Consider the following 13,065-nt stretch of genomic DNA (forward strand, 5'->3'; position numbering starts at 1 on the left):
AGCACGTCGCCCAGCAACTCAACGGACGACCACGCAAAACGCTCGGCTGGAAGACTCCAGCCGAGCGTCTGCGTGATCTACTGACGACCGTCTAGGCCATCAGGTGTTGCGAGGACCCCGAGAATCCACCAACCGGTCGCGGGGCCCTGTCGTGTCTCGTGCTGGTCAGCTGACGACGACCGCGAGGATGTCGCGCGCCGACAGGACGAGGTAGTCCTCGCCGGCGTACTTGACCTCGGTGCCGCCGTACTTGCTGTAGATGACCTTGTCGCCGACGGTCACGTCGAGCGGCACACGGTTGCCGTTGTCGTCGATGCGACCCGGACCGACGGCCAGGACCTCGCCCTCCTGGGGCTTCTCCTTGGCGGTGTCCGGGATGACCAGGCCGGATGCGGTCGTGGTCTCGGCCTCGAGGGCCTTCACGACAATCCGGTCCTCGAGCGGCTTGATGGGGACCGACACGTCGGACCTCCCCTTTCGCGATGAGAACTGCAGGCGGATGGGTCGAGCGGTGACGGCCGTCGTCGCGGGTGCCGGCCGGCATGGTCGCTCGCGTGCCACCGCGGTCCGAGGACCGGGTGACCCGCGGTCAAATCTAGATCCCGGTTAGCACTCGGTCAAGGCGAGTGCCAACGACCTGCCGTTCCCGGGGTACCGGGCGGCTCCCGAGCGAGCGGTCGGCGCACGAGAGGTGCAAGGATCGCGTCATGGACTCTGCCGCTCTCACCAAGCTGCTCAGCCCCGAGGGATGGACCCTTCTCGGCGCTCTGCCGCCCTACGACGAGCGCCAGGCGCTCGTCCTCGGCGCGGGCCTGCGGGCCAAGGGCGTGGATCCCGAGCTGGCGGCAGCGGCGCTCACCCAGTCGAGGTTGCGCAGCGTCGCTCGTGCGAAGTTCGGGGACTTCGCCGACGGGATGCTGTTCACCCCGGCCGGTCTCGAGCAGGCCACGCGGCTCGTCGTCGCCGCGCTGCACGCCCAGCGGTATCTCACGGCAGGCGTCGAGCGCGTCGCCGACCTGACGTGCGGCATCGGTGCGGATGCCATGGCGTTCGCCGGAACCGGGCTGTCCGTGCTCGCGACCGACGTCGACGAGGTCACCGCCGCGATCGCGACCGTGAACCTGCGGCACTTTCCCGAGGCGGAGGTACGGCACCGCGACGGGCTCTCTCTCGACCTGGCGGCCGAGGGCGTCGACGGCGTCTACGCGGACCCGGCCCGCCGCACCCGCGCCGGGTCGCGCGTGTTCGACCCGAAGGCCTACGCGCCCCCGCTCGACGCGGTGTGGGCGGTGCGCGACCGCGTGCCCGCGGTCGGCATCAAGGTCGGTCCGGGCATCCGGCACGAGGGGCTGCCGCACGACGCGGAGACGCAGTGGGTGTCGGTCGACGGCGACGTCGTCGAGGCGGCGCTGTGGTTCGGGCCGCTGGCCCCCGACGGCCCCGGACGCTCCGCGCACCTCCTGACGAGCGTCACCGACGACGACGGCGCGTCCCGCACCGTCTCGCGCACCCTCGCCCACCGGGCCGGCGACCCCGACCCCGGGAAGGAGGTCGGCGCCGTCGGGCAGTATCTCTACGAGCCCGACGGCGCGGTGATCCGTGCCGGTCTCGTGGCCCACGCCGCGGCGGAGCTGGGCGGACGGCTCGTCGACCCGACCATCGCGTACGTCACGACCGACTCCCCCGTACCGCCCGACGCCTCCGGCCTCGCGGCGGGTCTCGCGCGGGGGTACCGCGTGCTGGACGTCATGCCGTTCGGCCTCAAGCGGCTCCGCGCCTACCTGCGCGCGCGCGGTGTCGGGCGGCTCACGATCAAGAAGCGGGGCACCGCGGTGACACCGGAGCAGCTGCGCAAGCAGCTCGCGCTGTCGGGAGACGCGGAGACGACGATCGTCCTGACGCGCGTAGCGGGTGCCCAGCACGTGCTCGTGGTGGAACCCCGATGAGCGCGCCGCGCACCGGCGACCTCCCCTTCGCCCGGTCCGAGCGTTCGACGGTCGGTCTCGAGTGGGAGCTCGCCCTCGTGGACGCCGACTCCGGCGACCTGCGCCAGGTCGCCCGCACGGTGCTCGACGCCGTCCGCCCACCGGGTGGGGGCGAGCACCCCGCGATCAAGCAGGAGCTGCTGCTCAACACCGTCGAGGTGGTCTCGGGAGTGCATCGCACGGTGGGCGCTGCGGGCAAGGACCTCGAGCGCTCCGTCGCGGAGCTCCGGGCGGTGACCGACCCGCTGCGGGTCGAGCTCATGTGCGCGGGCACCCACCCGTTCGCCCGCTGGGCGCAGCAGAAGGTGACCGACAAGGAGCGCTACCAGACGCTGATCGACCGCACCCAGTGGTGGGGCCGGCAGATGCTCATCTACGGCGTGCACGTGCACGTCGGGATCGAGGACCGCCGCAAGGTGCTGCCGATCGTGCGCGCGATGCTCACGTGCTTCGCGCACCTGCAGTCGTTGTCCGCGAGCTCGCCGTTCTGGGGCGGCAAGGACACCGGCTACGCGTCGAACCGCGCCCTGATGTTCCAGCAGCTGCCGACCGCAGGGCTGCCGTTCCAGTTCGAGGAGTGGTCCGAGCTCGAGGGCTACGTCGCCGACATGCTGCACACGGGAGTCATCGACCAGTTCGACGAGGTGCGCTGGGACCTGCGTCCGGCCCCGCGGTTCGGCACGCTGGAGACCCGCATCTGCGACGGTGTGACGAACATCACCGAGCTGCTCGCGCTGTCCGCCCTGACGCACTGCCTCGTGGAGCACTTCTCGACGATGCTCGACGAGGGCCGCGAGCTGCCGGTCCTCCCGCCGTGGTTCGCGCAGGAGAACAAGTGGCGCTCCGCGCGGTACGGGATGGACGCGATCATCATCCTCGACCGTGCGGGGAACGAGGAGCTCGTGACGGAAGCCGTCAGTCGCCTCCTCACGGAGCTGGAGCCGACGGCCGCGCGGCTCGGCTGCCTCGACGAGCTCGACGGGGTCCGCACGATCCTGCGGCGCGGGGCGTCGTACCAGCGCCAGCGTGCCGTGGCGCGGCGCCACGGGGGCGAGCTCGACGCTGTCGTGCGCTCGCTCGTCGCGGAGATGCGGGCCCGGCGTCCGCTGTAGGTCCCATAGACGCCTGTGCACTGCAGACATCTACCTGCACCGAGCAGGCACCCTCGTGCGAGCCGCTCAGTGCTCCGCGACCACGACCCCCAGGTCCGCGGCCCGGTCGGCGAGCCACGACGGCGTCCAGTCCTCGACGCCGCACGGCGAGGACGAGTCGGCGGCGAGCGGTTCCATCGCCGCGTCCCAGGACAGGACGCGGCACGACGCGTCGGTCTCCACCGCGGTCGTCCACGCCTCGTCCTCGGCCAGGCCCGCGTCCACGGCGGACTGCACGACGTCGAACTGCTGCCACCACTGCAGCGCGTGGGACAGCTCGTGCGCGAGCACGAACTCCCGCATCGCCGGGTCGGCCGACTCGCCCCACCACAGGAAGATCGTGCGGGGGTGGCGCGGGTTGAAGCAGCCCGCCGCGCCCCGCTCGTGCGCGTCCGCCTCCTCGATCAGCGGGATGCCGCAGTTCAACGTCTCGTCGTCGGTGACCACCACCTGCATCTCGGCGTTCCGTGGGTTCACCGCGGCGACCCACTCCTGCGGGTCCGGGTACCCGGGCACGAACTCGGTCGTCGTTCCCGCGCCGGGAACGGGTTCCGCGAGCAGCTCGGTGTACTCCCCGTCGCGCCACCTCTCCTCCATGCCGCCCGGCAGCGGCGGGGCGGCGGGCTGGGCGAACACGTCCTGCACCTTCGCGCGCGCTGCGGGCTGGTCGACGAGCAGGATCTTGCCGGGGTCGGACGCCCACGGGACGTTGCCCCCTCGGGACTGCGACCCGAGCTCGCTGACCGTCGCCCACCCACCCGCGAGGACCGCGACCAGGGCCACCAGGGCCGCGAAGCCCGCGGCTGAGGCCCCGCGTGACCGCCGGCGTCGGGGCACGGGCGGCGGGAGCGGGGCGAGCCGGTGCTGCGGGAGCCAGACCTGCTGGACACGGTGCTGCTCGAACCAGTACGCGGCGGCGCGCTCCGCCTCCGCGCGCTCCGGGCCGGGAGAGAGCCGCTGGGCGTGCTCGTGCCAGGCCCGGCCGCGACGCCAGGCCTCGTCCGGGGGGACGGGAGCCTCGGGCGACGGCCTCGGGGCGCCGCCCGTCCATGCGCCGGGTGGCGGCACCGGACTCACACGTGGCTGACGGTCAGCGGCATCGACGAGTCGACGCCGATGTCGAGGCTCGACGGCGCGACACCGGCCCGCACGACCGCCGAGCCGAGCGCGGCGATCATCGCCCCGTTGTCCGTGCAGTAGCGGATCGGGGGGATGCGCAGCTCGATCCCGGCCTCCGCGCACCGCGCCGCCGCCATGTCGCGCAGCTGGGAGTTGGCGGAGAAGCCACCGCCGACCACGAGGGTGTCCACCTCGTGCCGATGGCACGCCGCGATGGTCTTGGCCGTGAGGACGTCCGCCACCGCCTCGGCGAACGACGCCGCGACGTCGGGCACGGGGATCTCCTCGCCCGCGTCGGTCCGCGCCTCGACCCACCGCGCCACCGCCGTCTTGAGGCCCGAGAACGAGAAGTCGTCCGCGTGCTTCTCCTGGTCCTTGCGCGCCGTGAGCCCGCGCGGGAACCTGATGGCGGTCGGGTCGCCCTCGCGCGCGAGGCGGTCGATGTGCGGGCCACCGGGGTAGGGCAGGCCGAGCAGGCGTCCCACCTTGTCGAACGCCTCGCCCGCCGCGTCGTCGAGCGTCGAGCCGAGCTCGGTGACCGAGGTCGCGACGTCGTCGACGAGGAGCAGCGAGCTGTGCCCACCGGACACGACGAGCGACAGGAAGCGGTCCGGGAACGCACCGTGCACGAGCTCGTCGACGGCCGCGTGCCCGATCACGTGGTTCACCCCGTACAGCGGCTTGTCGAGCGCGAGCGCGAGCGCCTTCGCGGCGGAGGCGCCGATGGTCAGCGGCCCGACCAGGCCGGGGCCCGCGGTGACGGCGACCGCGTCCACCTCGGACAGGTCGACGTCGGCCGTGCCCAGCGTGCGCTCGAGGGTCGGGATCATCGCCTCGAGGTGGGCGCGCGAGGCGACCTCGGGGATGATCCCGCCGTAGCGGGCATGATCGTCCATCGAGCTCGCGACGGTGTCGACGAGCAGCTCACGGCCGCGCACCAGCGCGACACCGGTCTCGTCGCAGGACGTCTCGATACCGAGCACGAGCGGCTCGCCGCCGGGCGCGGTCACGGGGGAAACCATGCGGTCCAGGGTAGCGGTGGCTGCACTGTCGCCGAGGTCACAGCCGTATCGGGAACACCGGTTTACTCCTCAACTGTTGCTCGAGGCATGAGCACCGACACCCTTGCCCCCGCCCTGTCCGTCGACGACGCCACTGCCGACCTCTTGTTCCGCGAGGCCCGCACGACGCGCGAGTTCACGGACGCGGAGGTGACCGACGAGCAGCTCGCCGCCGTGTACGACCTCGTCAAGTGGGGCCCCACCGCGATGAACACGCTGCCGCTGCGCGTGCTCGCCGTCCGCTCCCCCGAGGCCCGCGAGCGCCTCGTCGCGCACATGGCCGACGGCAACAAGGAGCGCGTCTCGACCGCGCCCCTGTCGCTCGTCGTCGCCTACGACCCCGCGTTCCACGAGCACCTGGACACGCTCATGCCGCACCTGCCGGGCATGCGCGACAACCTGCACGCCGTCCCCGCCGTGCGCGAGGACATGGGCCGCACCAACGGCCTCCTGCAGGCGGGCTACCTCGTCGTCGGGCTGCGCGCCGCCGGGCTGGCCGCCGGACCCATGAACGGCATGGACCACGCAGCGGTCGACGCCGAGTTCTTCGCGGAGAACGGCTGGAGGTCGCTCCTCGTCATCAACGTCGGCGTCGCGGCCGGCACCGGGACGACCTACCCCCGCGCCCCGCGCCTCGCAGCCGAGCAGGCCGTCACGACGGTCTGACCCGACCCCTTCCCGTCGGCAGAGGCGGCGTCCCTGCGGGGGCGTCGCCTCGCGTCGTGACCGGCCGCGCCTCTGCGGTCGCGCCGGTCGCCGCCGGCCGCGCGGGGTCGTTCGACCACTGCGACCACGAGCCGGCGTACAGCGCGGCGTCGATCCCGAGCGTCGCGAGCACCGCCACCTGGTGGGCGGCCGTCACTCCCGAGCCGCAGTAGACACCCACCGGCGTCCGGCCGGAGACGCCCAGGGCGTCGAAGCGCGCGCGCAGCGTGGCGCCGTCGAGGAGCTCGCCGTCGTCCCCCAGGTTCTCGGTCGTCGGCGCGCTCACCGCGCCCGGGACGTGCCCCGCGCGCGGGTCCACCGGCTCGACCTCGCCGCGGTACCGCTCGCCCGCACGGGCATCGAGCAGCACCCCCGTGCCCGACGCCGCGAGCGCGGCCGCGGCGTCGGCGTCCAGCACCGGCATCGACCCCGGCGAGACGACGACGTCGCCGGGCTCCCCCCGCTCCTCGCCCTGCGCGAGGGCGAGACCGGCACGCTCCCACGCCGCCGGCCCGCCGTCGAGGATCCGCACGTCGTCGTGCCCCGCCCAGCGCAGGAGCCACCAGGCGCGGGCGGCCGAGGTCCCGCCCGCCGCGTCGTAGACCACGACGCCACGGTCGCGGCGCACGCCCCAGCGCCGCGCCGCGGCCTGCAGGACGTGCGCCGCAGGCAGCGGGTGACGACCCGCCGCGGCCGACGGCAGGGCCGCGAGCTCGGTCTCGAGATCGACGTAGACGGCCCCGGGGAGGTGCCCCGCCAGGTAGCGCTCGTGCCCGTCCGTCACGCCGAGCGCCCAGCGCACGTCCAGGACGACGGGCATGGCCGGGCCGTCGAGCAGACCGGCGAGCTCCCGCACCCCGACGAGCACGCGCTCGCGCGCGGGGCTCATGCGAGGACGCTCCCGGCGTCGGTGGCCGTGCCGTGGTCGGGGTCGTCGCGCGGACCGGCGAGCTCGAGCCGCATCGTGTAGGCGTCGACGTCCTCGGGCTGGTAATAGCGCTTGCGCACGCCGAGCTGCTCGAACCCGTACTTCGCGTACATCGCGAGCGCCGGGTCGTTGTCGACGCGCACCTCGAGCAGGAGCGCCTCGGCACCGATCGCGCGCGAGCGCCCGATGAGCGCCTCGAGCAGCGCCGAGCCCACCCCCTGGTGCTGCAGCGCCGGGTCGACCCCGATCGTCATGACCTGCGCGACGTCGCCGTCGAACCACAGCCCCGCGTACCCCACGATCTGCTGCGCCCCCGCCGCGTAGACGCGCTCCGGCTCCGCGGCCACGTACCAGCGCCCGAGCCCGGCGAGCTCGTCCGCGAGCATGCCGTAGGTCCACGCGCCGCGCCCGAACAGCTCGCGCTCGAGCTCGACCACACGGTCGAGGTCGGCCGCCCCCAACGGGCGCAGCCGGATCTCGTAGCGGCGCAGGCTCATCGGGACGCCGCCTCGGGGGTCGGCCCGATCGCCCGCTTGCGGGCCGCCGACTCGTGCACGTCCGGTCGCCGCAGGTACAGCGGCTCGGAGGGCTGGTGGACACCCGCGGCGCGACGGGCGAGCGCGAGCCGGGCCAGGACCGCGGCGTCGGGCACGAGCGGGGCGTCCTGGTCGAGGTCGAGGACGTCGGCGTACAGGGCTCCGCCCTCCCCCACGACCGCGAGCCGCGCGGTCCCCCCGAGGCTGTCGACCAGGGTCGCCGCCGCGCCGACGTCGGGACCTGCGAGCGTCGCGAGGACCGGGACGGCGTGCGGCCCCTCGTGCGCGACGACGCGGTAGTGCGCCCAGTACACCTCGCGCCGGCGCGCGTCGGTCGCGACCAGGACCTCGTCGTCCGGCGCCAGCCCGAGGTCGCTCACGGCCTGGGCGGCGATCACGTCCACGCTGGGGACACCCAGCACCGGGATACCGAGGGCGAAGCCGAGAGCCCGCGCGGTGACGAGGCCGACGCGCAGCCCGGTGAACGGTGCGGGCCCGGTCCCGACCGCGACGGCCGAGAGGTCGGTCCGCGCGACGCCGGCGGCAGCGAGGGCCTCCTCGACGAGCGGCGCGAGGGACTCGGCGTGCCGACGACGCTCCGGTGCGTCACGCTCGGCCAGCCGGGCGCCGTCGTCGGACAGGACGGCAACGGTCACGGATGCGGAGGTGTCGAGCGCCAGAACAGCCACGGACCCAGCCTACGACTGCTGGGCAGGTCGGGCGGCGGGTGCCGTGCCCGCGTCGCGGGCCAGCGTCGCGACGTCGAGGTCGGCCCACCGCTGCCCGACGCCGCGCAGCACCACGCGCCGCTCGCCCGCCTCGGGCGCCTCCTCCTCGGACGCCCTGCCCCCGTGCGGGTCGTCGGCACCGTCGGTCGGTACGCCGCCGGCCCCACGCGGGCGCTCGAGCACGACCTCGAGCCGGTCGCCCGCGAGCGCCTCGACGAGTCCCTGACCCCACTCGACGATCGTCACCGAGTCGTCCAGGCTCGAGTCGAGGTCGAGCGCGTCGACCTCGTCGAGCGACCCGAGGCGGTACGCGTCCACGTGCACGAGCGCCGGTCCGCCGACGAGAGACGGGTGCTCGCGGGCGACGATGAACGTCGGGGACGCGACCTGCCCGCGCACGCCGAGGCCGGCGCCGACGCCCTGCGTCAACGTGGTCTTGCCCGCCCCGAGATCGCCCGTGAGGATCACGAGGTCGCCGGCACGCAGCCGCGCCGCGAGGGCACGGCCGAACGCGCGGGTGGCGTCCGCGTCGGGCAGGACGAGGACGAGGTCCGGCCCGTCCGGGCCGACCGTCCCGGGTTCGGGTGCACCCACCTGATGGGTGGCGTTCAGCTCGGGGTCGTTCACCGTGAGGTCGTCCTCTCGTGGTCCGTCGGGTCGGAACCGGTCGGCGCTGCCGCGGTGGCGTTCGCCGCGCCCGGGCGTGCGGTCGCCGCCCGGACGAGGGAGCGCGCGGCGTCGTCCAGGACGTCGAGCCCCACGTGCTCGCGCGGGACGCGCCCGCCGAGCCGCGTCGTGATCTCGTAGCCGATCGTGCCCGCCGCCTGCGCCCAGTCCTCGGCGATCGGTGTGCCGCCACGCCCCAGGCCGGTCCCCGCGCCGAACAACGTCACGACGTCGCCCGCGCGCTCGGTCGCACCGGGCCCCAGGTCGAGCACGAGCTGGTCCATGCACACCCGCCCCCGCACGCGCAGCACGCGCCGTCCCGCGTCCGGCCCGCCGACGAGCACCGGTCCGCCCGGACCGGACCCGGACGGGCCGCTCGAGGCGTGGCGGGGGATCCCGTCCGCGTACCCCAGCGGGACGACGCCGAGGACGGTCGGCCCGGTGGTCGTGTACTCCCCTCCGTACGAGACGCCCTGACCCGCACCGACCTGCTTGACGGTCGCGAGCCGCGCCTCGAGCGTCATGGCGGGGGTGAGCCCGTGCTCCGCCGGCGGGCCGAGCTGCGGGACGGGCGACATCCCGTAGACCGCGAGGCCGGGGCGCACCAGGTCGTAGCGGGTCCGCGGCGCGGTGAGCGTCGCCGCCGAGTTGGCGAGGTGTCGCACGTCGGGGGCGAGGCCGGACCGCTCGGCGAGCCGGACGGCGTCGTCGAACACCTCCGCCTGGGCGGCGATGCTCGGGTGGCCGGGCTCGTCCGCGCACGCGAGGTGGGACCAGATCCCGACGACGCGCAGCACGCCCTCGGCCTCGGCGCGGACCGCGGACGCGAGCACCGCGGGCAGGTCCGTCGGCATGACGCCGTTGCGCCCGAGGCCCGTGTCGACCTCCAGGTGCACGCGCGCCGGGCGCTCCGCCGCGCGCGCGGCGGCCGCCACGTCGTCGAGCGCCCAGCACGCCGCGACCGACACGTCGACGTCGGCCTCGATCAGGGCGCGCAGCGGCGCCCCGGGAGGGAACAGCCACGCCACCAGACGGGACCTGTCCGGGCCGAGCCCGGCGGCGCGCAGCGCGAGGGCCTCGCTCGGCTGCGCGACCGAGAGCCAGGTCGCCCCGCCTGCGAGCGCCGCGAGCGCGCTCGGGAGGAGCCCGTGCCCGTAGGCGTCGGCCTTGACGACGGCCATGACCTCAGCGCTCCCGGCGTGCCCCCGCAGGGCGCGCACGTTGTCCCGGATCGCGGCGAGGTCGACGACGGCGCGCGCCGGGTAGCGCGCAGGGTCCGGTCCGTCAGGGCGGGCCGTGCGCGAGGTGTCGTCCACGGTCGTCGATTCTCTCACCCGCGCCGGTGCCGTCACGGTCGCCCGGCCGCGGGGCCGGTGGCGTCGGTCGTCGCGGGGCCCCGCACGGTGTCGGCCTCTGCCGGTGCGGCGACTGCCGGGGCGGACCCCACCGGTGCGTCCCTGCCGCCCCAGGAGTCCAGGACCCGGTCGGTCGTGAACCGGCGGAGGCGGCCGCTGAAGGGATCGGTGAGCTCGAGCGAGCGGGACACGAGCTGGAGCGGGCGCGTGTAGTCGTCCGGCGCGACGTCGTACGGGTCGGGGTAGAAGTTGTCGTGGAGGATCGGCACGCCGAGCCCGGACATGTGCAGGCGGAGCTGGTGCGTCTTGCCGCTGTGGGGCTCGAGCCGGTAGCGCGCGAGACCTCGCCCGGGGTCCACCTCGGCGAGGCCGACGCGGCTCTCCGCGTTGGGCTCCCCGGCCACCTCCTCGGCGCGCATGATGCCGCGGTGCTTGACGATCCGGCTGCGGACGGTCGTCGGGAGGTCGAGCGCGGGGTCGTACGGCGCGATCGCCTCGTAGGTCTTGCGGACCTCCCGGCGGGCGAACAGCTCCTGGTACGCGCCGCGCACCTGCGGTCGCACGGTCAGCAGGAGGACGCCGGCGGTCACGCGGTCGAGCCGGTGCGCCGGGCTGAGCTCGGGCAGGTCGAGGTCGCGACGCAGGCGCACCAGGACGGAACGCTCGACGTGCGCGCCGCGCGGGATCGTCGCGAGGAAGTGTGGCTTGTCCACCACGAGCAGGTCCCGGTCGCGGTGCAGGACGCGGATCTCGAACGGGACGTCGGGCTCGGGCACCAGGTCCCGGTAGAGGAACACGAACCCGCGCGGCTCGTAGGGCGTGCGGGCGTCGACGGGCCGCCCGCGGCCGTCGACGACCTCTCCGGCCGCGACCTTCTCGTGCAGGCGTGCGGCGTCCGCAGGGAACCGGTCGAGGACGTAGTCGAGCGTGCGGGACCACCGGCCGACGCTCGCGTCGTCGTGCGGCAGGACGAGACGCGTCGGGTTGAGACCGTCCCGCACGGGCAGAGGAACCACGACTCCACGGTACCGGCGCACCCCCGGAAGTTGTCAGCGGTCCGTACGTCCAGGGCCACACCGAGGGCTGACGACGTGGCCGACGGTTGGTCAGCGCGCGGCGACCAGCTCGCAGACGACTCCCGGGACGGCTGCCGCGACGTCGAGCGCCGAGATCGGGCCGCCCGGGTTCGCCCGCTCGGCGGCGAGCCCGTGCACCAGTGCGGCCGCCGCAGCGAGCTCCGCGACGCTCCCCGGCTCCGCGACCGCGCGCGCCGCGTGGCCTGCCAGGACCACACCGAGGATGCCCGTGAGCACGTCGCCGGCCCCCGCGGTCGCGAGCCACGCCGGCGCGTCCGCCTGCGCGTACACCCGCGCCGGCCCGACGACGAGAGTCACCGACCCCTTCAGCAGCACCGTGGCACCGGTCAGCTCGTGCGCCCGCCGCGCCCACCGCAGCGGCTCGGCCTCTACGCCCGGGCGGTCGACCGCCTCGCCGCGCCCCTGCAGGAGCGTCGCGAGCTCCCCCGCGTGGGGCGTGAGGACGAACCAGGGCGGGCACCGGTCGGGCAGCAGCGAGAGCGCCCCGGCGTCGACCACCGTCGGCACCGGTCCGCCGCTCGACGTCGCGCCCCCCGGATCGCCCGCCGCGTCCGCGAGCGCCGCGCGGATCCGAGCGTGCTGCCCACCGGGATCCGGCTCGTCGTGGCCGGCACCCCCCGCCGCCGCGGCCGGCACGCCCGACCCGAGCGCCCACGCCTGCACACGCCCCGACGCCGGCACCACCTCGGGACGTGCCGCGAGCACCGCGCGCGCGACGTCGTCGGGCCCCTGGTAGCGGACCATCCCCGGTCCGGTCCGCACCGCGGCGCTCGTGACGAGCACCGCCGCGCCGGGGAACGTCGGCGTCCCTGCGACCACCCCGAGCACGCCGCGGGTGTACTTCTGGTCCTCCGGCCCGGGCACCGTCCACAGGCGCCCGACGTCGCGGGCCTCCAGCCGCCGCACCGCGGGTCCCGGTGGACCGGCCGGATCCGCACCGAGCGCGAGCCCGATCTCGACGACCGCCCCGTGACCGGCCGCACCGGCAGCGGGTGGCACCAGCAGACCCGGCTTGGCCGCCCCGAACGTCACGGTCCGGTCGGCGCGCAGGACCGTCCCCGGGAGCGTGCCGTCGTCGACCCCGATGCCGCTCGGGACGTCGACCGCCACCACCCACGGACGGGACCGGACGCTCCCGTCCCCGCCGCGCTCGTCCCGGTCCGTCCTCGCACCGAGGACCTCGACCAGCCGACGTACGAGCACCGCCGCCGGGCCACGCAGCGCCCCCGACGCCCCGATCCCGAGGAGCCCGTCGAGCACGACGTCCGCCCCGACCGCCCGGGACACGGCGTCCTCCACCGTCGCCGGGTCCGGGTCCCCCCACCGGGACGCGCCGCCCTCTCCCCCACTCTCCGGGACGAGCTCGACGACCCGGCCGCCCGCCCGTCGCAGGGCCGCGAGCCCACCGCCGTGCACGTGCTCCGACGCGAGCACGGCCAGCACGCCCATCCCGCGGCGCACCAGGTGGGCACCCGCGAACAGCGTGTCGCCGCCGTTGTTGCCCGGCCCGACGAGGAGGACCGCGCGCGCGCCCGTCACGCGGCCGTCGCGCCGCCCCCCGTCCGGGCCGACGACGGACCGTCTCCGCGCGACGTCACGCGCCACGATCGTCGCGAGCGCGAACGAGGCGCGTTCCATGAGCGGGTCACCTGCGGCGAGGAGGGGATGCTCTGCAGCACGGACGTCGGCGACGGACCAGGCTTCGATCATGTCCCCATCCTGCCCACCCCGACC

General features: G+C 75.1%; 13 protein-coding genes. 3 read left to right on the plus strand and 10 right to left on the minus strand.

Annotated features, from left to right (window positions below; translation table 11 throughout):
* Nucleotides 1-165: 165 nt before the first annotated feature.
* Nucleotides 166-462, minus strand: a complete 297-nt coding sequence (gene groES / locus IF651_RS15585) for a co-chaperone GroES (RefSeq protein ID WP_191830059.1) — start codon at nucleotides 460-462, stop codon at nucleotides 166-168.
* 245 nt (nucleotides 463-707) lie between these two features.
* Between groES and IF651_RS15590 the strand changes: the two genes are divergently transcribed.
* A complete protein-coding gene (locus IF651_RS15590; protein ID WP_191830060.1) occupies nucleotides 708-1,946 on the plus strand; it encodes a class I SAM-dependent methyltransferase in 1,239 nt (412 codons plus the stop codon).
* Complete coding sequence (locus IF651_RS15595; RefSeq protein ID WP_191830061.1) at nucleotides 1,943-3,097, plus strand: glutamate--cysteine ligase; 1,155 nt, start codon at nucleotides 1,943-1,945, stop codon at nucleotides 3,095-3,097. Before IF651_RS15590 ends, IF651_RS15595 begins: the two co-directional genes overlap by 4 nt.
* Nucleotides 3,098-3,163: 66 nt before the next feature.
* On the opposite strand, the gene IF651_RS15600 is transcribed toward IF651_RS15595, so the two are convergent.
* On the minus strand, nucleotides 3,164-4,204 hold the full coding sequence (locus IF651_RS15600; protein ID WP_191830062.1) for a M78 family metallopeptidase domain-containing protein: 1,041 nt from the start codon (nucleotides 4,202-4,204) through the stop codon (nucleotides 3,164-3,166).
* Between the two features lie 5 nt (nucleotides 4,205-4,209).
* On the minus strand, nucleotides 4,210-5,277 hold the full coding sequence (gene tsaD, locus IF651_RS15605; protein WP_191830063.1) for a tRNA (adenosine(37)-N6)-threonylcarbamoyltransferase complex transferase subunit TsaD: 1,068 nt from the start codon (nucleotides 5,275-5,277) through the stop codon (nucleotides 4,210-4,212).
* An 87-nt stretch (nucleotides 5,278-5,364) separates the two neighbouring features.
* Here tsaD and IF651_RS15610 point away from each other — a divergent pair, with 87 nt between their 5' ends.
* Nucleotides 5,365-5,982, plus strand: coding sequence for a malonic semialdehyde reductase (locus tag IF651_RS15610; protein WP_191830064.1), 618 nt, complete (start codon nucleotides 5,365-5,367; stop codon nucleotides 5,980-5,982).
* Here the strand turns inward: IF651_RS15610 and IF651_RS15615 are convergent.
* The 7 genes from IF651_RS15615 to IF651_RS15645 form a co-directional block, all read right to left on the minus strand.
* Complete coding sequence (locus IF651_RS15615) at nucleotides 5,969-6,910, minus strand: sulfurtransferase (protein ID WP_191830065.1); 942 nt, start codon at nucleotides 6,908-6,910, stop codon at nucleotides 5,969-5,971. The two genes, IF651_RS15610 and IF651_RS15615, sit on opposite strands and share 14 nt — an antisense overlap.
* Nucleotides 6,907-7,446: a ribosomal protein S18-alanine N-acetyltransferase gene (rimI, locus tag IF651_RS15620; RefSeq protein ID WP_191830066.1), complete on the minus strand. Its 540-nt coding sequence runs from the start codon at nucleotides 7,444-7,446 to the stop codon at nucleotides 6,907-6,909. Before rimI ends, IF651_RS15615 begins: the two co-directional genes overlap by 4 nt.
* A complete protein-coding gene (tsaB, locus tag IF651_RS15625) occupies nucleotides 7,443-8,174 on the minus strand; it encodes a tRNA (adenosine(37)-N6)-threonylcarbamoyltransferase complex dimerization subunit type 1 TsaB (RefSeq protein ID WP_191830067.1) in 732 nt (243 codons plus the stop codon). The genes rimI and tsaB overlap by 4 nt, the downstream gene beginning before the upstream one ends.
* 9 nt (nucleotides 8,175-8,183) lie before the next feature.
* A complete protein-coding gene (tsaE, locus tag IF651_RS15630) occupies nucleotides 8,184-8,807 on the minus strand; it encodes a tRNA (adenosine(37)-N6)-threonylcarbamoyltransferase complex ATPase subunit type 1 TsaE (protein WP_191830151.1) in 624 nt (207 codons plus the stop codon).
* 29 nt (nucleotides 8,808-8,836) lie between these two features.
* A complete protein-coding gene (gene alr, locus IF651_RS15635; protein WP_191830068.1) occupies nucleotides 8,837-10,195 on the minus strand; it encodes an alanine racemase in 1,359 nt (452 codons plus the stop codon).
* Between the two features lie 32 nt (nucleotides 10,196-10,227).
* The gene (locus tag IF651_RS15640) at nucleotides 10,228-11,250 is read right to left on the minus strand and encodes a pseudouridine synthase (RefSeq protein WP_338404004.1); all 1,023 of its coding nucleotides are present in this window, start codon (nucleotides 11,248-11,250) and stop codon (nucleotides 10,228-10,230) included.
* Between the two features lie 90 nt (nucleotides 11,251-11,340).
* Nucleotides 11,341-13,041 carry a bifunctional ADP-dependent NAD(P)H-hydrate dehydratase/NAD(P)H-hydrate epimerase gene (locus IF651_RS15645; RefSeq protein ID WP_191830069.1) on the minus strand — a complete coding sequence of 567 codons (1,701 nt, stop codon included), beginning with the start codon at nucleotides 13,039-13,041 and terminating at the stop codon, nucleotides 11,341-11,343.
* Nucleotides 13,042-13,065: the final 24 nt, after the last annotated feature.

The organism is Cellulosimicrobium arenosum, assembly GCF_014837295.1.
Classification (GTDB): Bacteria; Actinomycetota; Actinomycetes; order Actinomycetales; family Cellulomonadaceae; genus Cellulosimicrobium; species Cellulosimicrobium arenosum.

Bases quoted from the DNA above. Each gene is read 5' to 3' on its own strand.
- IF651_RS15590 (WP_191830060.1), top strand. From the start codon at position 708: ATGGACTCTGCCGCTCTCACCAAGCTGCTCAGCCCCGAGGGATGGACC.
- IF651_RS15595 (WP_191830061.1), top strand. From the start codon at position 1,943: ATGAGCGCGCCGCGCACCGGCGACCTCCCCTTCGCCCGGTCCGAGCGT.
- tsaD (WP_191830063.1), bottom strand. From the start codon at position 5,277: ATGGTTTCCCCCGTGACCGCGCCCGGCGGCGAGCCGCTCGTGCTCGGT.
- IF651_RS15610 (WP_191830064.1), top strand. From the start codon at position 5,365: ATGAGCACCGACACCCTTGCCCCCGCCCTGTCCGTCGACGACGCCACT.
- IF651_RS15615 (WP_191830065.1), bottom strand. From the start codon at position 6,910: ATGAGCCCCGCGCGCGAGCGCGTGCTCGTCGGGGTGCGGGAGCTCGCC.
- rimI (WP_191830066.1), bottom strand. From the start codon at position 7,446: ATGAGCCTGCGCCGCTACGAGATCCGGCTGCGCCCGTTGGGGGCGGCC.
- IF651_RS15645 (WP_191830069.1), bottom strand. From the start codon at position 13,041: ATGATCGAAGCCTGGTCCGTCGCCGACGTCCGTGCTGCAGAGCATCCC.